General features: G+C 58.4%; 1 protein-coding gene (cut by a window edge). It reads left to right on the top strand.

The window, feature by feature from the left end; translation table 11 throughout:
* Positions 1-24,089, top strand: partial view of a CARDB domain-containing protein gene (locus KR51_RS19620; RefSeq protein ID WP_022607089.1) — the 3' portion only. 16,099 nt of this gene lie to the left of the window's left edge; 24,089 of the gene's 40,188 nt are visible here — the last part of the coding sequence; its start codon lies beyond the left edge, outside the window; the stop codon is at positions 24,087-24,089.

Below are 24,089 nucleotides of genomic sequence, written 5' to 3'. Positions count from 1 at the left end.
CGCTGGCGGCAGATTACGGTGCCGCCTTTACGGCGCTATCGGATTTCTTGTCGCAGGTCGAGCTGGAGTTCAGCGACCCGCGTAGCGATCGCGCCACGCAAACGGTTTCCTACAACGTCTCGCTGACCAACATCGTCGAGTACGACATCCGCGTGCCGCTGCGGTTGCTGTTGGAGCCCAGCGGCTACACCGCGGGCGCACCGCAGGGGGCGGGCCGCGATCGCGAACTCTACCTACTCGATCTCAGTCAGGAGCTTCCCGACGGCATCCTGTCGCCGGGCGAGCGCGTCGGCGCTCGCACGCTCACCTTCGACAATCCCGAGGGACTCCGTCTGGACTTCGACCCAGGCATCTTCACACTGCCCTACCCCAATGCCGCGCCGATCTTTGAGTCGGAACCGACAACCGAGGCGACTGCAGGCGAGCACTACACATATCAAGCGGTGGCAAGCGACCCCGACGGTATCGGACTGAGTTACCTGCTTTACGACGGTCCCGAGGGCTTGAGCGTGGATGCAAGCACGGGACTCGTCACCTGGGAGCCAACGGCAGACAGCCCGGCAACGAGCGCGGTGACGATTTACACCTTCGATACGCGCGGCGGACGCGGCGAGCAAACTTACACGCTGGTGGTTGAGGGCGGGAACCGGGCACCAGCGATCGCGCCCCTGCCGGAGGAAATTCGCGGTCGCGAAGACGTGCTACTGGAATTACCCATTGCTGTCAGCGACCCCGATGGCGATCGGCTGAGTGTCTGGGTAGATGGACTGCCGCCGGGAGCAAGCTTCGACCCCGAGACGCGCGTGCTCGCCTGGGTGCCGGGCTTCACGGCAGCGGGGATCTACGACGTGACCTTCACGGTCGGCGACGGCTTGCAAACAACTAGTAATTCTACGAAGCTACGCATTGCACCGACGAATCAAGCTCCCGAGCTACTGCCGCTGCCCGCACGCACGGTCCGCGAGGGCGAGTTGGTGCGACTGCGCCTGCAAGCGTCCGACCCCGAGGGGGACGAGCTCACCTACTCCAGTCAGTTGCTGCCAGGCGGTCAGCTCGACCCGCGCACGGGTATCTTCGAGTGGACGCCCCAGTTCTTCGAAGCCGGCACTTACGAAATTCCCTTCAGCGTTACTGACGGTGCGTCCGCCACCGAACAAACGGTCGCGATCGAGGTGCTTAATGTCAACGCCGCGCCAGAGTTCGATGCGCTGACGACTTGGCAAATCCAGGAAGGTCAGACAGTCCGCTTCCGCGCGTTCGCCTTCGACCCAGACAACCCCGGTTTCGTCCCGCCCGATCGCGCCACGAACGACAACCTGGCGCTCTTGGAAGGCAGCGATCCGACCGTAACGGTTGCGACCGACAGCCTTCCAACCGGTGCGACGTTCGACCCCGAAACGCTTTACTTCAGTTGGACGCCGGACTTCGATGCGGCGGGCGAGTATGCCGTCACCTTCACGGCAACCGACGATGGTAACGGCACGGGCACGCCCCTCAGCGACGTTGGCACCGTTCAGATTCGCGTTGCCAACGTCAATCGCCCGCCCCAGATCGCTGAAGTTGGGAACCAAACCATTACTCGCGCCGACGCGCTGACCCTGACCGTCGAGGCCGTCGATCCCGACAACGACCCCGTGACCCTCAGTGCGGGCGGTCTCCCCGGCTTCCCGATTCCCGATTTCACGACGTTTACCGATAGCGGCGACGGTACCGCCACTTTCACCGTCGATCCGAGTCGGAGCGATCGCGGCGACTATACCATTACCGTCACGGCTGCCGATGACGGCAACGGCGACGGTCCCGGTGCGGTGCAAATCGCAGAATACTCCTTCGTCGTTTCAGTCGATGCCTCCAACGACCCGCCGCGACTGGATTACCTCGGCGATATCATAGCGGTCGTTGGCGAGCCGCTGCAGCTCGAAATCCGCGCCCGCGACAGCGACGAAGACGACCTCACCTTCAACGCTACTGGACTGCCGACCGGTGCCACACTAACCGAGAGCGGCATCTACGGTCGCGCGCTGCTGGACTGGACGCCCACTACTAGCGACATCGGCAGCTACCCGATTGCGATCGCCGTCACCGACAGCGGTAACGGCACCAGCGACGTTCTTCGCGACACGCAGAGCCTCACCCTCATCGTCCGCGCCAACAACACCGCGCCGCTGCTCGAGCCGATCGGGACGATCGCCGCCACCGAAGGCGAAACGTTGACCTACCAACTCCCCGCCAGCGATCCCGATGGCGACGCGCTGACCTATACCGCCACCAATCTGCCGGCCAATGCCCAGCTCGACGACCGGACCGGCGTGCTGACTTGGACGCCGAGCTTCCTGCAGGCCGGCAGCTACGACAGCGTTATCCTCGGCGTTACCGATGGCAATCGTGCCAGCAACGAGACGGTGACGATCGCAGTCACCAATGTCAATCAAGCCCCCGTCTTGGTTCCGCTGCCGCCGCAGTCCACACGCGAAGACACCCTGTTGCAATTTACCCTTGCAGGTGGCGATGTCGATGCCGATCCGCTGGTCTTTGAAGCTGTTTCCGAGATCCCAATTGGTGCGACCTTTAATACACGCACCGGGCAGTTCCTCTGGACCCCCGGCTACGAGCAAGCAGGCGACCATACACTGACTTTTGCCGTCCGCGATCCGGCCGGACTCAGCGAGCAGCGCGACGTCTTTATCAGCGTCGCTAACGTCAATCGCGAACCCGAGCTGAACGTCAGCTCGCGCTCCGTCGTCATCGGTGAGACCCTTGGTTTCGTCCTCGACGGCAGCGACCCCGACCTCAACACCACCCTGACCTACTCGTCGGTCGGGCTGCCGAGCGGCGCGACCCTCGACCCGGCAACAGGGGCAGTCGAGTGGGTGCCAAGTCCCGGACAGGTGGGCGACTTCACCGTCGCCTTTACCGTCTCCGACGGACTCGATCGCACCACGACGTCGGTCGTCTTCAGCGCCACACTGCAGCCGCTAGTGCCTGAGGTGGAAATCGTGCTGACTCCGAGTTTCCCCGTTCAACCGGAGCAGACCGTTAGCATCCGGGCGATCGCCGATAGCCTCGCCGATATCGATCGCATCGAGCTGATCGCGAACGGACAAAACCTGCCGCTAATCGACGGTCGCGCCACCTACACCCCAGACGCACCGGGCCAGTATCTTGTCGAAGCCGTTGCCACCGACCTCGACGGTCGCGTCGGTCGCGTCACGGAAGTGCTGCAGGTCATCGATCCCACTGATGATGCCGCACCGATCGTCGACTTCGCACCGGGCTTCGGGCTGGAGCCGATCGCCGCTGCTACGCCCATCGTCGGCACTGTCGCCGACAGCAACTTGGATACCTGGACGCTGGAGCTGGCGGACTTCGGCAGCCACGACTTCCGCCCGATCGCCAGCGATACCGTCCCGGTCGAGAACGGGGTCCTCACCGACTTCGACTTGGCTGCACTGCCCAATGGCTTTTATACTCTGCGCTTGCGTGCGGAGGATATCGGCGATCGCGCGGCCAGCACTACGGTGGATTTCGAGGTGAACAGCGGCAATAAGCCCGGTCAGTTCGAGCTCGCTGAGACCGACTTCCGCACGCAACTGGGCGGCGTTGAGGTTGACTTCACCCGTGTTTACGAGGCCGAACGCGCCGGACTCCCGGGCAGCTTCGGCCCGGGCTGGCGCTGGGCGGGCGTCGATACAGATATCGTCACGGATGTGGCATTGACGGGGAGCGAGGACATCGGAGTCTACGCCCCGCTCCGCTTCGGCAGCCGCCTGTATTTGACGCTGCCGGACGGCCGTCGGGCAGGTTTCACCTTCGCACCGGAACGGCAGCAACTGCCGGGGTTGACCTACTACACGCCGGGTTGGATTGCCGATGCAGGTGTGGAATACCGCTTGCGTTCGGCGTCGGCGCTACTGCAGCGAGCGGGCAGCCGCTTCTACGAGTTGGCAACGGCGCGTCCGTACAATCCGGCGAGCGGCCGATTCGGAGAGGCAGAGTATACCTTGCTCGCTCTGGACGGTACGGAATACCAGCTGAGCGTGGCCGACGGCCTGGAGGCGCAACTGTCCCCAGACGGCACGCGCTTGGTCTTTAGCGACAGCGGCATCGTCGATCTAGCCAGTGGGGAGTCTGTGCGCTTCGAACGCGATGCCGAGGGTCGCGTGACGGCGGCGATCGCCCCGGACGGCCGTACTTTCAGCTACACCTACGACCCAGCGGGTCGTCTGATTGCCGCGCGTAACTTAGCGGCGGGCGAATCGGATCGCTACGGGTACGATCGCAGCGGTCGCTTGAACTTAGCTGTAGCTTCGCCTGGAGCAGCCGGCGGCGAGGTCGTGACCTACCGCAGCCCATCGACCACAGGGGAGCCGCTGACGGCCAACCGCGGCAGTGCGGCGCGGTTCTCGGGACAGACAGCGAGCGATACACTCTCGGGAGAGGCAGACCGCTACACCTCCGGTTCCCTCCAGTCGGTGCCGGACAACACCGCCCAAGATTCCTCGTCGTTAAAGCCATCTGCAGTTCTCGACCTCAACGATGCAGCGATCGCGTTGTGGGAGTCGTTGCTCGAACCGAAGACGCCCTTTGATATCGAGTTGGTCGTCGAAGATCTGCCGACCGGTTACCTCGGTGAAGCGCGGGTTTCGAAGTTCGACGAACAAGGACGCCCCAACGGTGGCACTCTGGCGATCGACATCGACGCCAACGGTCTAGGCTGGTTCGTTGACGCCACGCCCTCCGACCATAGCGAATTCGTGCAATCCTCTGGTATGACTGCCTTCCGAGCCTCGGCTGGTTCGGACGCCTTCGGACGCTACGACCTCCTCACCGTGCTGCTGCACGAGCTGGGTCACCTGAGCGGGTTCATTGCGGGCTGGAGCGGTTACGACGCCAACGTCGAGTCAGTCGATGGCGTGCCGACCTTCACGACACCAGACGTCAGCGCCACCTTGAGCCCAGATGGCAACCACTTGAACCTCAACGAGTTCGCGCACGACCTGATGAGTCCGGCGCTGCTTCCGTCAGTGCGACGCTTACCTTCTGAGTTGGACGCACGGATCGTACGAGCCGCTCGTGCGGCAGCAGATCCCAACAGCCGGCTGTTCGATGCGTTTGCCGCGCCACTGACCGCAGGTCCGCTACTGGGTATTAACAACGGCGATTTCGGAAGCTTCGACGGCTGGGAAACGCGCGGCGACATCACGCTGCTCGAGGAAGAGGCTGTCCTGAGCGAGGAGTCGCCCTATATGGCGAGCCTGACGCATACCTTCCTCGTTCCCGAAAACGCGCGATCGCTGCAGTTCACTCTCGTCTCTGCCGACCTCAACACCAGCAACCTCGCCCCCCCGGACGCCTTTGAGGTAGCGCTGCTCAATACCCAAACCCTTGCGCCGCTGGTTGGTACGGTGAGCGAGCTGAACCAGACCGACGCCACGCTCAACCTGCAGCACGACGGGACGGCCTACTTCAGCAATGCCATCACGATCGCGGGAATCACCTCCGGTAACACGATCGCCCTCGACACGCCACGTACGGTGAAGATCGACCTGACGGGGGTGGCTGCGGGTACTCTGGCAACGCTCTACTTCGACTTACTGGGCTTCGGTGCGCGCGACGCACGTGCGGTCATCGACGATGTCTTGCTCATCAGCGATACTGACCCCAATGGACCTCTAACGGAATTGGGAGGGGGAGTATTTGCCGTTGCTGGGGAACCCGGCACTTCGGTACCGCTTGCCTTCGAGTTGGTGGTGGGAAAGAGCGCCAAAAGCGAATTTGGCGTCGTACTCGTCGATGACGACACCGGGCGGGTTGATGGTATTGCGCCAGGCGAGGACGGTTACGTCCAGGCAGCCCTGCGGAGCGATCGCCTCAGCATCTTCCGCGGTTTCCAACCGGATGGCAGTATCTTTGACGATTACGAGTTTGCGGCGGGCGATCGCCTGGTTTTCTTGACGACGCGGGAAGCAAGTGCGAACGCCGTTCTTGCTAAAAATCCCGATAATGTCTGGCAGCAACGGAGAGCTCACCCGATGGTGTTTTTCTCAACACCAGCTGCCAATCCGGATGGCACCGAGCATTTTCGCGTTGAGGTCGTGGACGGTCGCTTGCTGCTGAACGGGGAGACAGCCTATCCCAAGGACGATCGCGATTTTGGTGACTTTGTGGTCGCGGTCGTTACGAGTACGGAGGATGTGGCTCCCCCGGCTCCGAATTGGCTGCCGTTGCAGCAGCCGGTGTTCAAAACACCTGGTACTGAAAACGACCGCGTGACGCTGTCCCTGACCTTCCAGAGCCGTCGAGCAGCATACGATAACGAACTCGGTCTCATACCGGTCGATGATGCGCTCGGTCGCATCGATGGCATCGCTCCAGATGCGCCGGGCTATGCGGCGGCAGCGCTGCGGCGCGCGCAACCCGCCTTCACGTCCGATGTAGCCTCCGGTACGCAAGTTAACTTCGAAGTGGCGGGGAACAGCTACTACAACTTCTATCTCGGGCAAGACGCAACGGCAGCTGAGGTGTTGGCGAAGAACCCGAAAAATCGTAAGGGTAAAGGACCGCTGGTGTTTTTCAGTACGGTCGGGGCGAACCCCGACAGAGTCGATCATATTGCCCGACTGGGCGGGCAACTCTACATTGAAGACCTCTGGCGTCTGGGCGACCGAGACTTCAACGACGTAGTTGCCCGGTTTGACCTCGCCTGGACCACCCGTTTAACCTTTCCCGATGCCGCACTGGCTGAAGCCAGTGCCGATGCCGAACCCCGCTTCAATCCCGAACTGACCCATAAGTTCACCGTACCGATCGCGTCGTCGGTACTAAGCTTCGAGTTCGAGCCCGATTTCGACTTCACGGACGGTAAAAGTATCAACGATTCCTTTGAAGTGGCGTTGTTGGATGACGAAGGGAACTCGCTGGTTCACGTCTACGATCGCGAGCGTCAGAGTTTCTTCAATTGGAGTGAGGGGGTTCTGCCGGCTACAGCAGCGGGAGTAAGCTATTTCCCGCCTAGTAGCGCAGGCGATCGCAGCCGGGTTGAATTGAACCTGAGCGGTATCGCGCCCGGTACGCAGGCAACCTTACAGTTCCAGCTGGTCAACAATGATGATGACCTCGGCACAATCGTCCGCCGGATCGGCAACATCACCCTCACTGCCGATCCCGACAGCGTACCGCCGGTGGAAGTCGGCAGTCCGCCTGCATCGAATGCGGTAGACTCGACAATCGACTTTGGCGCTCTCGTCGATGTCAGCGACCGTCTATCCACCGAGTATGGGCGCACCAGCTTCAACGACGCTACGGATATTCTGACTGCTGAGTTCGCCGCGCGCAATGACGGCACCTCCGAGGTGGGCGATCGCCTGCTGGCGGTGGTGCAGAATCTCAGCGACCTGTCGGTGCAAGTGCGCGACTTCGACGGACTGACCTCAGAGGGACTGCCCTACCTGGATGTGGGGTTGGCGACGGGCGATCGCCTCGAGCCGGGCGCGATCTCAGAACAGCGGGTGCTTACGTTTGCCAACCCCGAGGGCGTGCAGTTCGACTACGAACTCGTCTTTCTGAGCGCGGTCACTGATGATACCGTAAATGACCCCAGTGCACCGCTATCGTCATTGGGAGGGGGCGTATTTGCCGTTGTCGGGGAACCCGGCACGTCGGCTACGCTTGCCTTTGAGTTGTTGGTGGCAGCGCGTGCCAAAAGCGAATTCGGCGTCGTACTCGTCGATGACGACACCGGGCGTGTTGATGGCATTGCGCCAGGCGAGGACGGTTACGTCCAGGCAGCCCTGCGGAGCGATCGCCTCAGCATCTTCCGCGGTTTCCAACCGGATGGCAGTATCTTTGACGATTACGAGTTTGCGGCGGGCGATCGCCTGGTTTTCTTGACGACGCGGGAAGCAAGTGCGAACGCCGTTCTTGCTAAAAATCCCGATAATGTCTGGCGGAAACGGAAAGCTCACCCGATGGTGTTTTTCTCGACACCGGCTGCCAACCCGGGTGGCACCGAGCATTTCCGCGTTGAGGTTGTGGACGGTCGCATAATTCTGAACGCGGAGACGGCCTATCCCAAGGACGATCGCGATTTTGATGACTTTGTGGTCGCGGTCGGGACGAGCACGACGGATGTGGCTCCCCCGGCTCCAAATTGGCTGCCATTGCAGCAGCCGGTGTTCAAAACGCCCGGCACGGAAAACGACCGCGTGACGCTGTCCCTGACCTTCCAGAGCCGTCGGGCAGCTTACGAAAACGAACTCGGTCTCATTCCGGTCGATGATGCGCTCGGTCGCATCGATGGCATCGCTCCAGACGCGCCGGGCTATGCAGCGGCGGCCCTGCGGCGCGCGCAACCCGCCTTCACGTCCGATGTAGCGTCCGGTACGCAAGTTGACTTCGAAGTGGCGGGGAACAGCTACTACAACTTCTATCTCGGGCAAGACGCAACGGCAGCTGAGGTGTTGGCGAAGAACCCGAAAAATCGTAAGGGTAAAGGACCGCTGGTGTTTTTCAGTACGGTCGGGGCGAACCCCGACAGAGTCGATCATATTGCACGACTGGGCGGGCAACTCTACATTGAAGACCTCTGGCGTCTGGGCGACCGAGACTTTAACGACGTGGTTGCCCGTTTTGACCTTGAAGTCGCCAGCCAATCTTCCGCATTCCCAGAAGGACCTACAGCTGCGCTCGTTAGCGATACCGCTTCTCCTTCGGAGCAAGAAACCGGTAACAGCATTGCTCGTGCGTCCTCGATGAATCTTACAGGCTCATCAGGGGCTCCGCCGAACCCTACATACGACATCGAGGCGATCGCGGCTGACTTGGGCAGCGCCCACCAGTTCGTCGCGCAACCCACGAGGGTCAACTTCTCCGACGGGGAAACGAAGCGTTACGCCCTCAGCCTGCATCAATCCGAGCTGAACGCTACGGCAACGGGTGTGGTCTGGCTGAGTGTGGAGCTAACAACCATTACGGCGAATGGTGATGTTCCAAGCATCATATTGCTTAACGACTCTGCGCCTTTGGCCATCGAGACCTCAGCCGAGCGAGTATTTGGCTTGTTTGCTCTCGATACTGCTGGCTTACACCTTCTTGAAGTCAGCGGTGTAAGCGAAGGTGCTTTCAGCCTGCAGCTCGGTATTGCTGGAGACATCAACCGCGACGGTGATGTCAATGGTGTAGATAGTGGGTTGTTGGCAACTGCTTTGAGCGGTGGCAATGCCAGTGAGCCCGATCGCCCCTTCAATTTTGACGTGGACCGCAACGGTAGTATCAACACTGCCGATGCCCGACTTCTACAGGGGAACTTTGGTTTTGCCACCAACCGCCCACCAGTTGGAAACGACTTAACAATTTCCACTTATGAAGAATTGGAAGTCGAACTGCCGCTGGGCGAGCTGTTGAGCGACCCCGAGGGCGATCGCCTCTTCTATCGCGTTCGCAATCCCGTCAACGGCAGCGTACGGCTATCCTCAGACGGACGGGCTGCACTCTTCCTCCCCGATCCGGACTATGCCGGCAATGCCAGCTTTGAGATTCTTGCCGACGACGGTTACTCCGTTTCCGAGCCAGTCCTGGTCGCGGTTGAGGTCAGTGACGAGCCGTTGATGAATCTGGAGTTCGTTGTCAATCAGAACCCTCAGCTGCAAGTGGGCGATCGCGTCACCTTGGAAGTGGTGGGAGACTTTGCGGATCGGCAGGACGTCCCGCTACCGGCCGGGTATTTAAGTTGGGAGTCCGACAACCCCGATGCTGCAGCAATGGTGTTGCCGGGTACGATCGCCGCGCTCGCTGACGGAACGTCGCTCCTGAGTGTAGCTCGCGATGGCGTAGAAGCAGTAACTGTAGTGCAAGTGGGGTCGCCCCTGCAGACGATCGATGCCGATTCTACGCAAGCAGATCTCGACATCGTCTTAGCGGGTATTCTGGGCTTCGATCTCTATCCCGATGCCATCACCTTGGTTGCCGGGGAAAGCCGACAACTCTATCTCGACATCGCCAATCCCGCCTTCGAGAACGAGGAGCTGATGCTGTTGCCCGAGACGGCACGCTTCTTCAGCACGAATGAGGCGATCGTCACAGTAGATGATGACGGGAAAGTTGCTGCTACAGCAGAGGGGACAGCTGCGGTGACGGTGGTTCTGGGGGCGGCTGAGGTCACAGTTCCCGTTACGGTTGAGACAGCTCAGACGAGTGGGGCAGAGCTCGGTGCTGAGGGCGGCGCGATTGCTGCTGATGATGGTTCTATCCTGTTGCTACCCCCAGGAGCATTGAACGAGACTGTGGATGTCAGTTTCGAGTCAATTGATGAAAGTGACTTTTTAGTCGATCTAGGTCTGGCGGAGAATGTAGGCTTCACATTCTATGGCGGCTTTGCTCTAGACTTTGGCGATCGCGTCCTGGAGGAGCGCGCGCAGTTTGTGTTCCCAGCTCCTGATGGACTCAGCCCCGGGGATCCCGTCGTCATCATGCGCGAAGCTATGCTTCCCGACCCGCAAAACCTCGGTGAAACGCAACTAGCTTGGCTGCAGGAGGAAGTCGCTGTGGTGGGAGAGGACAACAAGATCCGTACCCAATCGCCTCCTTATCCTGGGATCAAATATGCCGGACGCCATGCACTCTTCAGACCGCATCAGACGCTTGTTGAGGGCAAGCTTTCGGTGACTCGACCCATTACTGTCGATTACTCGTTGATGTTTATCGGCCATGGTTTGGCGATGTCGCTTTCGCCGTTTATTCCTCTGGGCTACTTCTGGACCCAAATCGCAGACCTACGAGAAGTGACGTTACTCGAGGTTTCGAGCGTAGGATTGCCCGTTACCACTAATCTGGGCGTACAGCTCGACCCTGCGGGCATTCCACAGGTGATAGTACCCGGTGGTAATTCTGTTGCACCGACTCAAGACGCCAATACAAAACCGGGAATCACCTCTGCAAGACTGGAGTTCCCCGAGAATGCGGATCCGTTCGTCTTACTCGAAGGCGGCAACTTCACGACCGGTACTTCGGAGCTCACAGCAGTTGATTTCTATCTGGGTGAAACAGCTTATCGCGTGGACGTCTCGAGTGCAGATGCCGAGCGAGTTGAGGTTGCTATCCCACCTGAGGTAACGCTAGGAACGGTCGACAAAATCGAGGTCGTGCGTTTCGAGCAGGTCAACGTAGCGCCGGGTTCTCCCGACGTCGACCCCATTGAGTTTCGCAGTAACGGGATCGCGATCGCTCCAGAAGGAAATTATATCCTCGGAGCCGTCCGCGAACCCGACTCCATTGAGGTCATCAACAGCAACACTTTCGAGCGCATAGCTGCCATCCCTGTTGGTGATGGTGATGACTACGACGACGGTCCGATGGGCGTTGCGGCTACTCATCGCGGCGATCGCGCTTATGTTTCGCTGTCGGGTTCCGGACGCATTGCCCTAGTTGACATGGTGGTGTTCCGCCAAGTCGATACCGTACCCGATACGGCTACTCTGGATTTTATCGACCTCCCGCCTGGTGCCCAACCGGCCGACATCGAGATCGATCCTTACGATCGCTACGCTTACGTTGCCGATAAGGCTCGGGGTGCGGTTTATGTCATCGACATCGACCCGTTCTCCGAACGATACAACCAACACGTTCAGACCATTGCCGTCGATCCGGCACCGCAGGGACTGAACAAAATTGACATCGACCCTCAAGGTCGGCGACTCTACCTTGCCGCACCCGAGCGAAGGCTGTTTGCTCGAAAGGACAATGGCGGTCAAAGCCACGTGCTTGTTGTCAACATCGACCCGCGCGATCGTCCGGTAGATGCAACGAGCCCCAATTCCAGACGCTGGCACGAGCAAATTGGCAGTATTCCCACTGGCAGCCCCATCGAGTCGGGGATTACCGGCGTGAGCGCAACGTCCGATCCCAGTCGAATTGTCTATACCCATCACCTCCACGACAAAGACGGCTTTGGAACGATCGCGATCGACAACGACGACCCCAATAACTTCTCTGCCAGCGTCAGCGTTACTGCCGACCTCATACTAGGAAGATCCATTGACTGGCTTGACGTCAACAATGCCTATGCTGTCGCCGTTACCAGCGACCTGAGCTATGCTTTCGTTGCTTCCTTTAATATTCCGCGACTAGGCCTACCCAGTCGCGATCCGAACGACCCTCGTTTTGGCAGTAATGTCGGCATCATTGAAGACCCACTGGGTCTAAACGACGGTCCGAAGCTAGTTGCCGCGACCCGCCCGGTTCCTGGGAGTTACATCCTCGATCTCCACCTCAGCCCCGACGATCGGTTCTTGTATGCATCCTCCACGTTCGGTGAAGGCGGTGGCACCCATATCTTTGATGTCAATCGCATTAAGGATGGGATCGAGGAGCTGAAAAACGAATCCGAATTCGGCACCTTCAGGCCGGAACTTGAAGAGTTTCCCATCAACGACTTGGTTTATCCCGAAATTGACGTTCGCGGTAGCTACCCGATTCTCGAGGGCGACCCCGTACGCGGACAGTATACGTATGGACTTCGAGTCACTCACTCAACCTATACCGCTACGGTACGAGTTGAAGATGGTGACGGGGGCGTTGCTCGCGGCAATCTGGTCATCACTGTCGACCATGATGATGGCGACAGCTTTGTCCTCGATACCTTACCCGAACCAACTTACCAATCTGGAGCAACAGCTAGCACTGCCCCTTCATATGGCAGCATCACTGCTGGGGAGCACGCCTCAATCGCAGAAGGTGGCACGGTCAAGTTTGAAGCCGGTCGCTATGAAGATACGACGGAATATCACTGGGATTTCGGTGATGGTAGCTCGGCATCGACGGAAGCAAATGGGGATGTCTCACACGAATACAAAGCTAATGGCAACTACACGGCCCGCTTGAGGGTAACCACCGCTGACGGCGAGATATTCACCGAAACCTTTACCGTCTCGGTCATCAATCTTGCCCCGACTCTAGAACTCTCGGTTGGTTCAGTACCCGTAGCCGGCCGGGCGATGAATCTGGTTATTAAAGCTACCGATCCGAACTCGGATAAGGAACTCAACTACACCATCGACTGGGGTGATGGCTCGACGATATCTCAAGGGACGATCGCGCCCGGTGCGTCATCGAAATCAGTCAAACACACTTACGGTGCTGACGGTCCTGGGAACGGTCCCATTCCAAATTTGGGCCAAGGTTTCCGCGACATGGACGCGATCGCTAACTGGCTGCAAATCGAGACATTGCCGACTGTTGAGGCGACAACACCCACCATTAACCTGTCCTACGGTCTTTCCACGGAACGCGTTGAGGAGGTCGACCTTTTTATCAGTGCCTTTGGTCCGGGCGAGGGATTGTTCCCGTGGGATCGCCCGAGCGTCAACCCCGAGTTTGGCTTGTCTCAACAGCAAGCTGCTGACTTGCTGAGTGAGGATTGGAAAGGCTTCCGCGACTTCAACCCCAACCGCATTCTGACTGCTAGTTGGACGCCTAATAATGGTTGGGACAGCAACGCGATCCTTAGCGGTTTCGACCGAGATATCCGCAATATCCCCCTCGACTCGGAACGCTTACATCTCACTCCCGGCCAGACATACTGGATCGGCGTTCGCGGCATCGACGATCGCGGGCAAACTACCTACGATGTCGGGTCGTTTGAAGTTGCATCGCCATCGCCTCAGATTGACAGCCAGTCCTCATCGCCTCAGATTGACAGCCAGTCTTCATCGCCTCAGATTGACTCGCAGTCTTTCCTCAGCGCTACGTTGATTCCCAACCGCCACGGCAGCGGGGAAAGCTCAGAGGCTATTTACACGATCGCCCATCAGGTCGCGCGAGCGGGCGGTGAGGGCATCGTCCTGCGCTACCGACCCGATGACGGTCGGTGGGAGGAACTAGCGGCAGACTCGGACGTGGCAATTGGGGAGATCGCGCCCAGTGCCCTCTTCGAGACCTATGCCGGTCGCCCCGTCGTGCTAGTGATGCCGTGGGGGGACGACCTCGAATCTCTGATTCCCGATGGAGGTTTCAGCGAGGCCGCGGCTGACGCATTCTTCGCAGCGTTGGTCGAACTCGATCTCGGTGCGGATGGTGAAGCTACCCAGCTGGGCGAGTTGGGGCCGCTGTTCAAGTCGCCGCTGCACTTCATTGGCGAGGGTCGCAGTACTGTCGTCAACAGCGAGTTGATCCAGCGGATCTTGACCTTCTATCCAGACGCAGGCGGTAGCGACCCGGCCCGTCGCGATATCCAGATGACGACGCTGCAGCTCGGACACACCGACAACCCTCGATCGCGCATTCAAAACCACCTTCAGGAACTGCTTTTCGCGCTAGGCGGCGCGTCTTCAGAAGTGACGAGTGGGGACGCTGCCGATTCTGTCATCGCGGCTGGAGAAACCGAACTCTACCTCGAGCCGCCGGTTCGAGTGTGGGATGGTGTCACCTTCGCCGATGCGTATTACGTCACGCATCCCAATTCCGACAGCGATGCGCCGGGGTGGTTCTCCTATATCGACCCCGATACAGGAGTCGGTCCGCACGACCTGGAAGTGAATCTCGGCTCGCGGGTGGGCTGGGGCGAGAACGCTCTCGAAGCTCAGCTGCTGGCTTGGTACGCCGGCACGCTAGATCTCAGCGCCGAGGAATTGGCCGGCAGTCCAATTTTCCGCCGCTTGGTCGATCGCGCGCGCACGGAGTTCTTCGGCTCGGAAACAACGACGCCTTGGTATTTGGCGGACTCGCTTGCGGATAGCGTCAGCCCCGGCGAGCTGCCGTGGGAAGGAATTGGCACGGGGTGGTCTTACTCGGTGCTAGGCGGCGGGGATCGCCCCACTAACCCCAACTCGGATGTTCCTGTCACCTTCGACAACACCTACGAAACGGTCCAACGCGGAGACGCTGCGATTCCAAGCTTGTTCAACGGCAACTTCGATGCCGGGTCCAACGTTTACGATCGCCTCAACGAGTTGCCCATCGATATTGAGGCACTCCGACGATTGGTGGCAAGCGATGCGTTGCCGGGATGGTCGTTCCACAACGGTCGCACGGATGAGGACGCGATCGCTGAAGGGTTGGCGGTCTATCCCTTTGGGGAGGGCAACTACGCGCTGCGTTTTGACTCCGATCTGACGGCGATTACGCACAATCGCTTTATCGTTCCCGATGAAGAGGTGCTGAGCTTCGACCTCGCGGTAAGCGATCGCTATGGCTTGCCGGAGTCGCCGGGCACGCTGACTGTCAGCTTGGAGGAAGCAGGCCCGGACGGCGAGCGCGACACCATTACGCTGTACAAGGCGGACCTGCCCACCTTCACCTTTGGAATGGAGCCGTTCCGTGCACTCGTTCCCGAGTCGTGGCGCGGACGGGTCGCAACGTTGACCTTTGAGGTGGAGTTGAGCGGGGATTCGCAGATCTTCTTGGATAACGTATCCTTCCTGGACGAGCAGTCCGGTCGGCTGCGGGTAACCGACGCGATCGTCGCGAATGCCCCCGTATTCTCGACGATCGCGAACCATCGCTACAACCAGCAACTAGAAGGCAACGAGCGTCCCACCACGATCGAGCTGGGTGCAGCAGAAGTGGAGCTGCATTCGGGCGCGATCGGGACCCGCCACGATTTGGTTACCTATCAATCTATGGGTGCCACGCGCGGACTGAGTTTGGTTTACGATTCGTTGCGCGCCGACCCGCGTCCGATCGTTCACGGCGGTTACGCGATCTCCCAAGGCGAGCTGGATGCTTACGGTAGCCATAAATTGCGGGCAGTTGCTTTCCTGGACTTGGTCTCTGGGGATGCAGCGTATCGGGTACCCGGGTCGAATGCTGAGGAATACGGACTCGATGCCGGAGCCAATGTCTGGACATTGCCGGAGATCGATCCCGAGGAGAGCGATCCTGGGTTGGTCGATGGACCGCTCGGAGTCAGTTTTGCGTTGCAGGCAGACCTGAGCGACTTGCCGAGCGGGCGGTATCAATATTTCCTCAAGGGCGGGATTTACAACTTCAATGAGAACCGGGAGCTGCAGGGGAATGCCTTGCTCGATCGCGGCGAGTTGCTGGTGGTCAATGGCTCAGACAGTCCTTTCGGCAGCGGCTGGGGCATCGCCGGTTTGCAAGAGCTAATCGTCAGTGGCGGCGCGGCGATGCTGGTGGATGGCGACGGGACGGAGATGCTGTTCCGAACGCTGGCAACGGATGACGATCCGGCTGAGGGGGCAAAATATGTCTCCCCTGCCGGCGACTTCTCGGAGTTGGTGCGCGTTAAGGATGAGGGCGACAGCTATCGGTATCTCCGTACGCTTAAGGATCGAACGGTTTACGAGTTTCAGGAGTTTGTTGACGAGGAGGAGGTCAAGCGCTACCTGCTGGTGGAAATTCGCGATCGCAATGGCAATGCAACCACCTACAGCTACGACAGCGAGGGTCGCATTGAGTCGATAACCGATCCAGTGGGACTGTCTACCAGCTTTATTTTCAGCGAAGCTGAAGTTGAGATAACCGATCCGGCCGGTCGCGTCACGAAACTGGTTTTGGACGAGGAGGGCAATCTCAAGAATGTCGTCGATCCCGGTTCAAGTAGCAGTTTCACGACCTCTGCTCAGAAAGAGTGGTCTTATGACGAAAACCACCTGATTATCAGCGAGACCGGCAAGCTCGGCAACAAGAGCACCTTCACTTACAACGAAGCCGGACGGCTCATCTCAGTGAAGCGAGGCGGCGGTGCTGCTGAGGATGAAGACTCGGGGACTTGGACGGTGGAGCTAACGCAGTTAGCAGGACTCATCAAGGACGAGGCAGGGACTGGGAATTCCGACGAAACGCCATCGGCAGCTCTTTACGCGCGACCCACCGCCAAGATCGTGGATCCCTCCGGCGACACCACGATCTATCAGCTCGATCGTGCCGGACAGCTCCAAGACGCACGGGATGATGCCGGTCTCCAGGAACAAATGCTGCGCGATGGGGACCACTTGCTATTGCAGTCAGTGGATGAAATAGGAAATCTCCGGACGATGGAGTACGACGATCGCGGCAATCTGGTTGCCGTCCACTTGACGAAGTGCGAGGAAGGGGAAATCGACTTTGAGATAGTTGCGGAGCCTACACCGGGGTCTGATGAGGGAACATACCGTCTCGATACGCTGATGGGTCTGCCTGCGGAGAGCGAGCCGCGCTTCGACAGCGAGGAAATCGCTGCCATCGACTTTAATGCCGACGGCGCGATCGATGTCGCGGCAATTATCTCGGCACGCGATTTGGTCGAGGAGGGAGTGCGCGATCGCGCGATCGTCGTGTTCTACGGCAGCGTTTCGGATGGAACGTGGTCCGTTGGGAACCAAGTCAAGCGGTTCGAGTTGCCGCGCGGACCGCTGCAGGGTGCCTTGCTTGGGGAAGACCTCGATGGCGATGGCGACGCTGATATCGTGGTTCTGAGCGATTCGCAGCCGGACTACGAGCCCCACCAAACCTTAACTTGGCTCTTCAATACGAGCTCTGGCTTCAATAAAACCTCGCAGGATATTTCAACCATCTACACCGATGAAAGTGGAGAAGAGATCGAACTCGGGGGCCCTGATGTCAGCCTGAGGCTGTTTGCAGCTGCCGACTTGGGTGGCGACGCATCTGACTCCAATCCCAGCCTTATCCTCGATATGGATTCGCGGCGGGAAGGCGTGCACGATCGCGTGGTGACGATCGACGGTCCGAATGCCAAGCCGGTCATTTCCATGTTGGGGACGGGTCAGCCCGAGGAACAGTCGATTCGCTTGGAGGCGTTGGCAGACTTCACGGGCGACGGCAATCTCGATCTAGTCGCTCTTTCAGATGTCGGGGAAGTTTGGATACTTTCTGGGAACGGCAGCGGCGGCTTTGATACAGATTCGCGTACACCTACGACAACGGGTGGGGGCCTTTTAAGCCCGGCAGCAACATTTGTCGCGACTTCCGTGCAACCAATCGACTTCGATGGCGATGAGAAACAAGATCTCGTGCTGACCCTGAATCGCTATGAAGAAGGGAGCGATGAAGGAGAGGTCGAGCGTCGAGGACATCTAGTGTTGCTGAGTGGTTACAGTACGGGAGGCTTCAGCGGGGCAACGTCTGAGGAGCTGGGCACCTACCTCGGCGACAGTCTCGCGATCGATCTTAGCGGCGACGACCTTGACGATCTTCTGATCCTCGGGCGGCAGGAAGCAACGCCGCGGACCGAACCGACGCCTCCCGATTCAGACGAAGAACCCGCCCCGATTTTGGGAGAACTGCTAAGCATCGCGCTGTTCAATCAGGGCGAAAACGCCTCCGGGGAAGAACCATTCGCGACGATCGCTCCCTTCCAGTTGCCGTCTGGGCTCGATTTGCAAAACATATCGGTTGCAGATATTAACGACGATGGTATCGACGATTTCGTCATCACCAACGACAACGGTATTTCGGTCGCTGTCGGTAATGGTGATGGCAGCTTCCGCACGTTGTTGGGAGCGGCGGCATCGACATCGAATTTTGCATGGGTGGCGGCGGACTTGGTTGGCGATCGCTTCCCGGACGCGATCGGTTTTGGGAACGCACTGGAGAGTGACGGTCGTATCGGTAGCCTGACGGTGCTGAGCAATAGCAGCAACTCGATCGAAGAGCTTGGGCTGCCTGTGTCGGGGCAAACGCTGGTACGGCTTACCTATGACGAGACGTTCAACCAGGTCATTCGCAGCGTTGATGAGTTGGGACGAGTTGTCGAGTACGACCTCGACGAGCGCGGCAATGTCATCACAGAAACGCGCTTGACAGATGATTACGGCGACATCGAAACGGCGTATACCTATGACTCGAAAGGGCTCTTGTTAAAGGTTACGGAGCCGGGAGGTTCGCAGACATACTCGTACAACGATCGCGGTTTGGTCAGCCAAATTGAATTTGCCGATGGCGCGAGTCAGACATTTGTCTACGATGACGCAGGCAACCGCATTTCGGCGGTAGACGAGCGGGGCAACACGACGAGTTACGACTATGACGAACTGAACCGGTTGGTCGGCGTGACGCTGCCGGGGTCGGCGAAGGTGACTTACCAGTACGATGCGGCGGGCAACCTTACACGGGTTACGGACCCGGAACGGCGAACAACCGAGCAAGTTTATGACTCGCTCAGTCGCTTGAAGAAGGTCATCAACGGCCCGCGTACATCTGAGTACCGATACGATGAGGAAGACAACCTCATCAGCATGACGGACGGCAACGGCAATACTACTACATACGCGTACGACGATCGCGATCGTCTCACCACGGTCACCGACGCCGAGGGCGGGGTCACGACCTACACCTACACCTCAGACGATCGCGTCGCGTCCGTCAACGATCGCCTCGGATACGTCACCGAGTACGAATACGACCACTGCCGAGGCTGGCTGACGGAAGAAACCGATGCTTTCGGCAATTCCACCACTTATAGCTACGACCTCGCGGGCAATTTAACTAGCGTTAAAGACCGCAACGGCACCGTCGCCAGATACGAGTACGACGACCTAGACCGCCTGCGCGTCGCGACCGAAGGTGGGGGCTCGAGCTCCACAACCTACGATTACGACTTTCCCGGCAACCTCATCCAAGTTACGGACCGCAATGGCGACATCACAACCTACACCTACGACCAGCGGAATCGCCTGGTGCAGGAGACGGTCAATGGTGGGGGGGGCGCGACCGTCCGTTACGAGTACGACCCGGCTGGCAACCTGACCGGGGTCACGGATCGCCGCAACAACACAACCAGCTACAGCTACGACGCGCGCAATCGTCTGATTCGAATCTCCGCTCCGCTGGGCTCCACCGCCACCCGGAGCTACGACACAGTGGGCAACCTCGTCAGCGCTACGGACGGTAACGGTAATAAGACGACTTACGAATACGATGCCCTCTACCAACTGGCTGCAGTAACCGAGGCGGATGGAAGCAACGTTAAATATCGCACGGAATACAATTACGACCCCGAAGGCAACTTGCTTGCCCTGACCGAACCGGGGGAGGATAGCGATCGCGTCACCACTTACACTTACGACGCCCTCAATCGTGTTGTCGGGATAACCGATCCGGCAGGTCGTTTGACCGAGATCGAGCATGACTTGAGCCACTCAGAGGGCCATTCCATGCGAGTCACGGGTCCGTTGGGCGCGCAAGTCGATACGGGTTACGACAAACTCTATCGCGAGGTCAGTCGCAGCGAGAAAGTCGGCGACAGCACTTACACCACTACCTTTCAATATGACAAGGAGGGGAACGTCACGTTGATGACGGACCCGAACGGCAACGATGTCACCTACCAATATGACCGCTTGTACCGCGTGACGTCGGCAACCGACGCGATCGGTCAGACCCAGTACGGCTACGACGGGGAAGGCAATCTTACGAGCGTTAAGGACCGCCTGGGTCGCACCACCACCTATACCTACGACCCGCTCGATCGCCTGACGAAGGTCACCGATCCCGCCGGGCAGACGCAATACAGTTACGACGCAGAAGGGAATCTGGTGACGGTTAGCGATCGCAACGGCATCGTCACCCGCTACGAATACGACGCGCTGAATCGCCAAACCGCCCGAATTAATGCCGACAATGAATTTACATACGGAAAATTCGTAACTGTTTACGACGCAGCGGGGAACGTCGCTTCCGAACGAGATGAGGAGGGACGAGAAACCCGCTACGACTACGACGCGCTGAACCGTTTGACGGGAGTTACGTATGCTGGGGGAGAGAGCGTCGGCTACACTTACGATGCTGCCGGGAACCTGGGGTCGTTCGCCGACGAGCTGAATCGTACGACTCGTTACGAGTACGACGAGCTGAATCGGCAGACGAAGATTACGCCGCCGCTGGGAGCGGGCTCCGCCACCGAGATCGCCTACGCCGACACCTCCGATCTGCTCAAAGTCACCACGACCGACCCGCGCTCGAACACCACAATCGAGTACTTCGATGCGCGCGATCGCCTGCTAGAGAGCGAAGATGCTGAGGGTGGTAAGCGCACCTACAGCTACGACGGTAACGACAATCTGCTGGGCGTCACCGACGAACTCAGCCGCATTACGAACTACCAATACGACGCCCTCGATCGTCTGACCGGCATTGTCGAAAAAGGCAGCATTTCCGAAAACGGCACTACCACGCTCACTCGCGTTTACGACGAGGTGGGGAACATAACGAAAGAAACCGATGCTCTCAACCGCGTCACGCGTTACGACTACGATCCAAACGGCGATTGGCTGACCGCAGTCACCGACCCGCTCGGTAAAATAACCAGCTACACCTACGATGCGGAAGGCACGCTGCTGACCGTTACCGACCCCCAAGCCAACACAACCACCTTCAAGTACGACGACCTCTATCGGTTAATCAGCGAGACCAATCAACTGGGACTTGCCCGAGAATACAAGTACGACAAGGTTGGCAATCGGATTGAGGCAACCGATCGCAACGGACGCGTCCGCACCTTCGAGTACGACCACCGCGATCGCCTCACCGCCGAGAAGTGGCGGACTGGCCGAGACGGTCTCCGGACCTTCAGCTACAACTACGATGCTGCCGGGCAATTGAAAACGGCGGGCGATCGCGACTCCAACTACGCCTACTCCTACGACAGCAACGGACGACTTACTAAGGTCGATAATTCCGGGACGCCCGACGTCCCCGATGTTGTCCTGACCTATGGCTACGACTCAGCAGGCAACCGCACCAGCGTCACCGACAATGTAGGAGGCGTCGAGACGTTCACCTTCGACGACCTCAACCGAGTCACGAGCATAGCTCAGAGCGGGCGTGGTGTTGTCGACAAGCGAGTCGAGTTCACTTATGACGCAGCGAGCCAGCTCGATACCATCAAACGCTACAACAGCTCGAGCGGCGGTGGGTCAATCCTCACCAGCGACTATGACTTCGACAACCGAGGACGCCTAACCGAGCTGACTCACGGCAGCATTGCCAGTTACAGCTTCGACTACGACGCCGGCGATCGCCTAACGAAACTGAGCACCCCAGACGGTACGGCAACCTACAACTACGACCAAACCGACCAACTGACCTCAGCAAACTACAACTACCAAGATGATGAGGCGTATCGCTACGATAGCAACGGCAACCGCACCAATACCGGTTACGAGACTGGTGGCGACAACCGCCTGCTCTCAGACGGGACCTACACCTACGAGTACGATGACGAGGGCAATCGCATTCGTCGCACGGCGATCGCCTCAGGAGAAATCACCGAATACGAATGGGACTTCCGCAATCGACTCGTTTCCGTAGAGACAAGTGTTCCCGTATTGACCACTCAAGGGAAAGAGATCGATCGCATCACCACCAGTCGAGCCGAGTACACCTACGACGTCTACAATCGCCGCATCGAGAAAGTCTACGACCTCGACGGTGACGGTTTGCTGTCAGCAGAAGTCGAGCGCTACGTTTACGACGGCGACGACCTCTACCTCGCGTTCGATGGTGCTGATGTTCTCGTCGAGCGGTATTTGCACGGACCGGCGATCGACCAGATTCTGGCGCAGGAAGAGGTCGGTGAAGCGGTCAAGTGGGCGCTGACCAACCACCTCAACTCTTTGGAATACGTCGTCAGCAACGATGGCACCATCCTCAACAAGCTCACTTACGACAGCTTCGGGAACGTCACTGCAGAGCTAGACCCCAGTGTCGATTTTCACTATGGGTTTACTGGGCGCGATCGCGATCGGGAAACTGGGCTGCAATACAATCGGGCGCGGTACTATGATGTGGCGATCGGGCGCTTCCTTTCCACCGATCCCATCAGCTTCGATGCTGGCGATACAAATCTCTATCGTTACGTCGGTAATAGCCCCACCAACTTCGTGGACCCGAGTGGCGAGTTTGCCATCATAGCTGGCCTCGCTGTTGTTGCTCTTGTTGGTGCACTGGCTGGTGTCGGCATCAGTGCCACCCAGCAAGTTCTGGCTTTAGCAGAGGGAAGTCAAGACGAGTTTCAACCTGGAGCATTACTTCAGTCTGGCCTCATAGGTGCTGGCGGAGCAGTTATCGGTGCGGCAGCCTTTGCTGCAGCGCCAGTGACCGTCTCGGTTGCAGGTGTGGGCCTGGGTGTTTTCACAACAACCAGTGCCGTCCTCAATAGCGATTTCGAGAATCGACCTCTCACAAGTTCATTTAACATTGGCATCTCTGCTATTGGCACGCTAGCACCCTTCGCCAAAGGTGGCACATTATCAACAGCGTTAAGCCCTGCAGGTAGAAACGTGTTGCCTGGCGGCAGTAGCTTTGGTGCGCGGGCTAGCAACGTTAAAGGACTCTTCCGCAATATCGGGAACAACACGATCGGCGGAATAAACAACCTCGCTCAGAGCTTCGGAGGAAGTTCGACCCGCTTTAACCAGACAGTGGGAGGGTCGGGGGGCTCAATCATCGATGTCGAGGTTGTATCGGCAGAGATAGTAGATGACATTCTCACTCCACTCCCAAGAGTATTGGCTATAGGTGATGATGGTCTTCTCCAAGTTAGCTCAGCCCGAGGTTTCGGTCTCTCCTTGGCAGGGACGAGGGAGAGTACTGCCCTTCTGTCAAAAGCTGCTCCAATTGCTGGCTTGTTAACCGATCTAAGCAGGGGAGCGTACGAGCCTAGAGGCGTAGTTTACGGACATTTTGAAGGAGATCTTAGTAAAAATGCTTTTGTAGATCCTGATAACAGGGTGTATGTAAGAAATCCAAGTGCTAGAGTATTACCTGACGTAGTAACTCCTGGTGGCAAGATCTTCAGTAAACAAACTACAGGAAGATTCACTTACGTAATTGACGAATCTGGCAACTTCATCATTGGTACTCGGGGACGGAGTAGTGATTTTCCAAAAGGACTTCCTCATCCAACTTTGATTGGTGGTAAAAACCCAAAAGTTTTAGGGGCTGGGGAGGTATACCTCAAGGGTGGAAAGATTGTCTGGGTCAATGATAAGTCTGGTCATTTTCGTCACCCTAATTCTCTAAATTCCGCTCAAATTGCTCTGGAAAGTTTGCCTCAAAATGTTTTTCATAAAAAATTCAAAGGCTTTCTATCGCACAAATTATTTCCCACAGATAAGATACCCGCACAATTCAAGTGA

The sequence above is a fragment of the Rubidibacter lacunae KORDI 51-2 genome, assembly GCF_000473895.1.
GTDB lineage: Bacteria > Cyanobacteriota > Cyanobacteriia > Cyanobacteriales > Rubidibacteraceae > Rubidibacter > Rubidibacter lacunae.
This window is presented reverse-complemented; position numbering and strand designations above follow the sequence as displayed.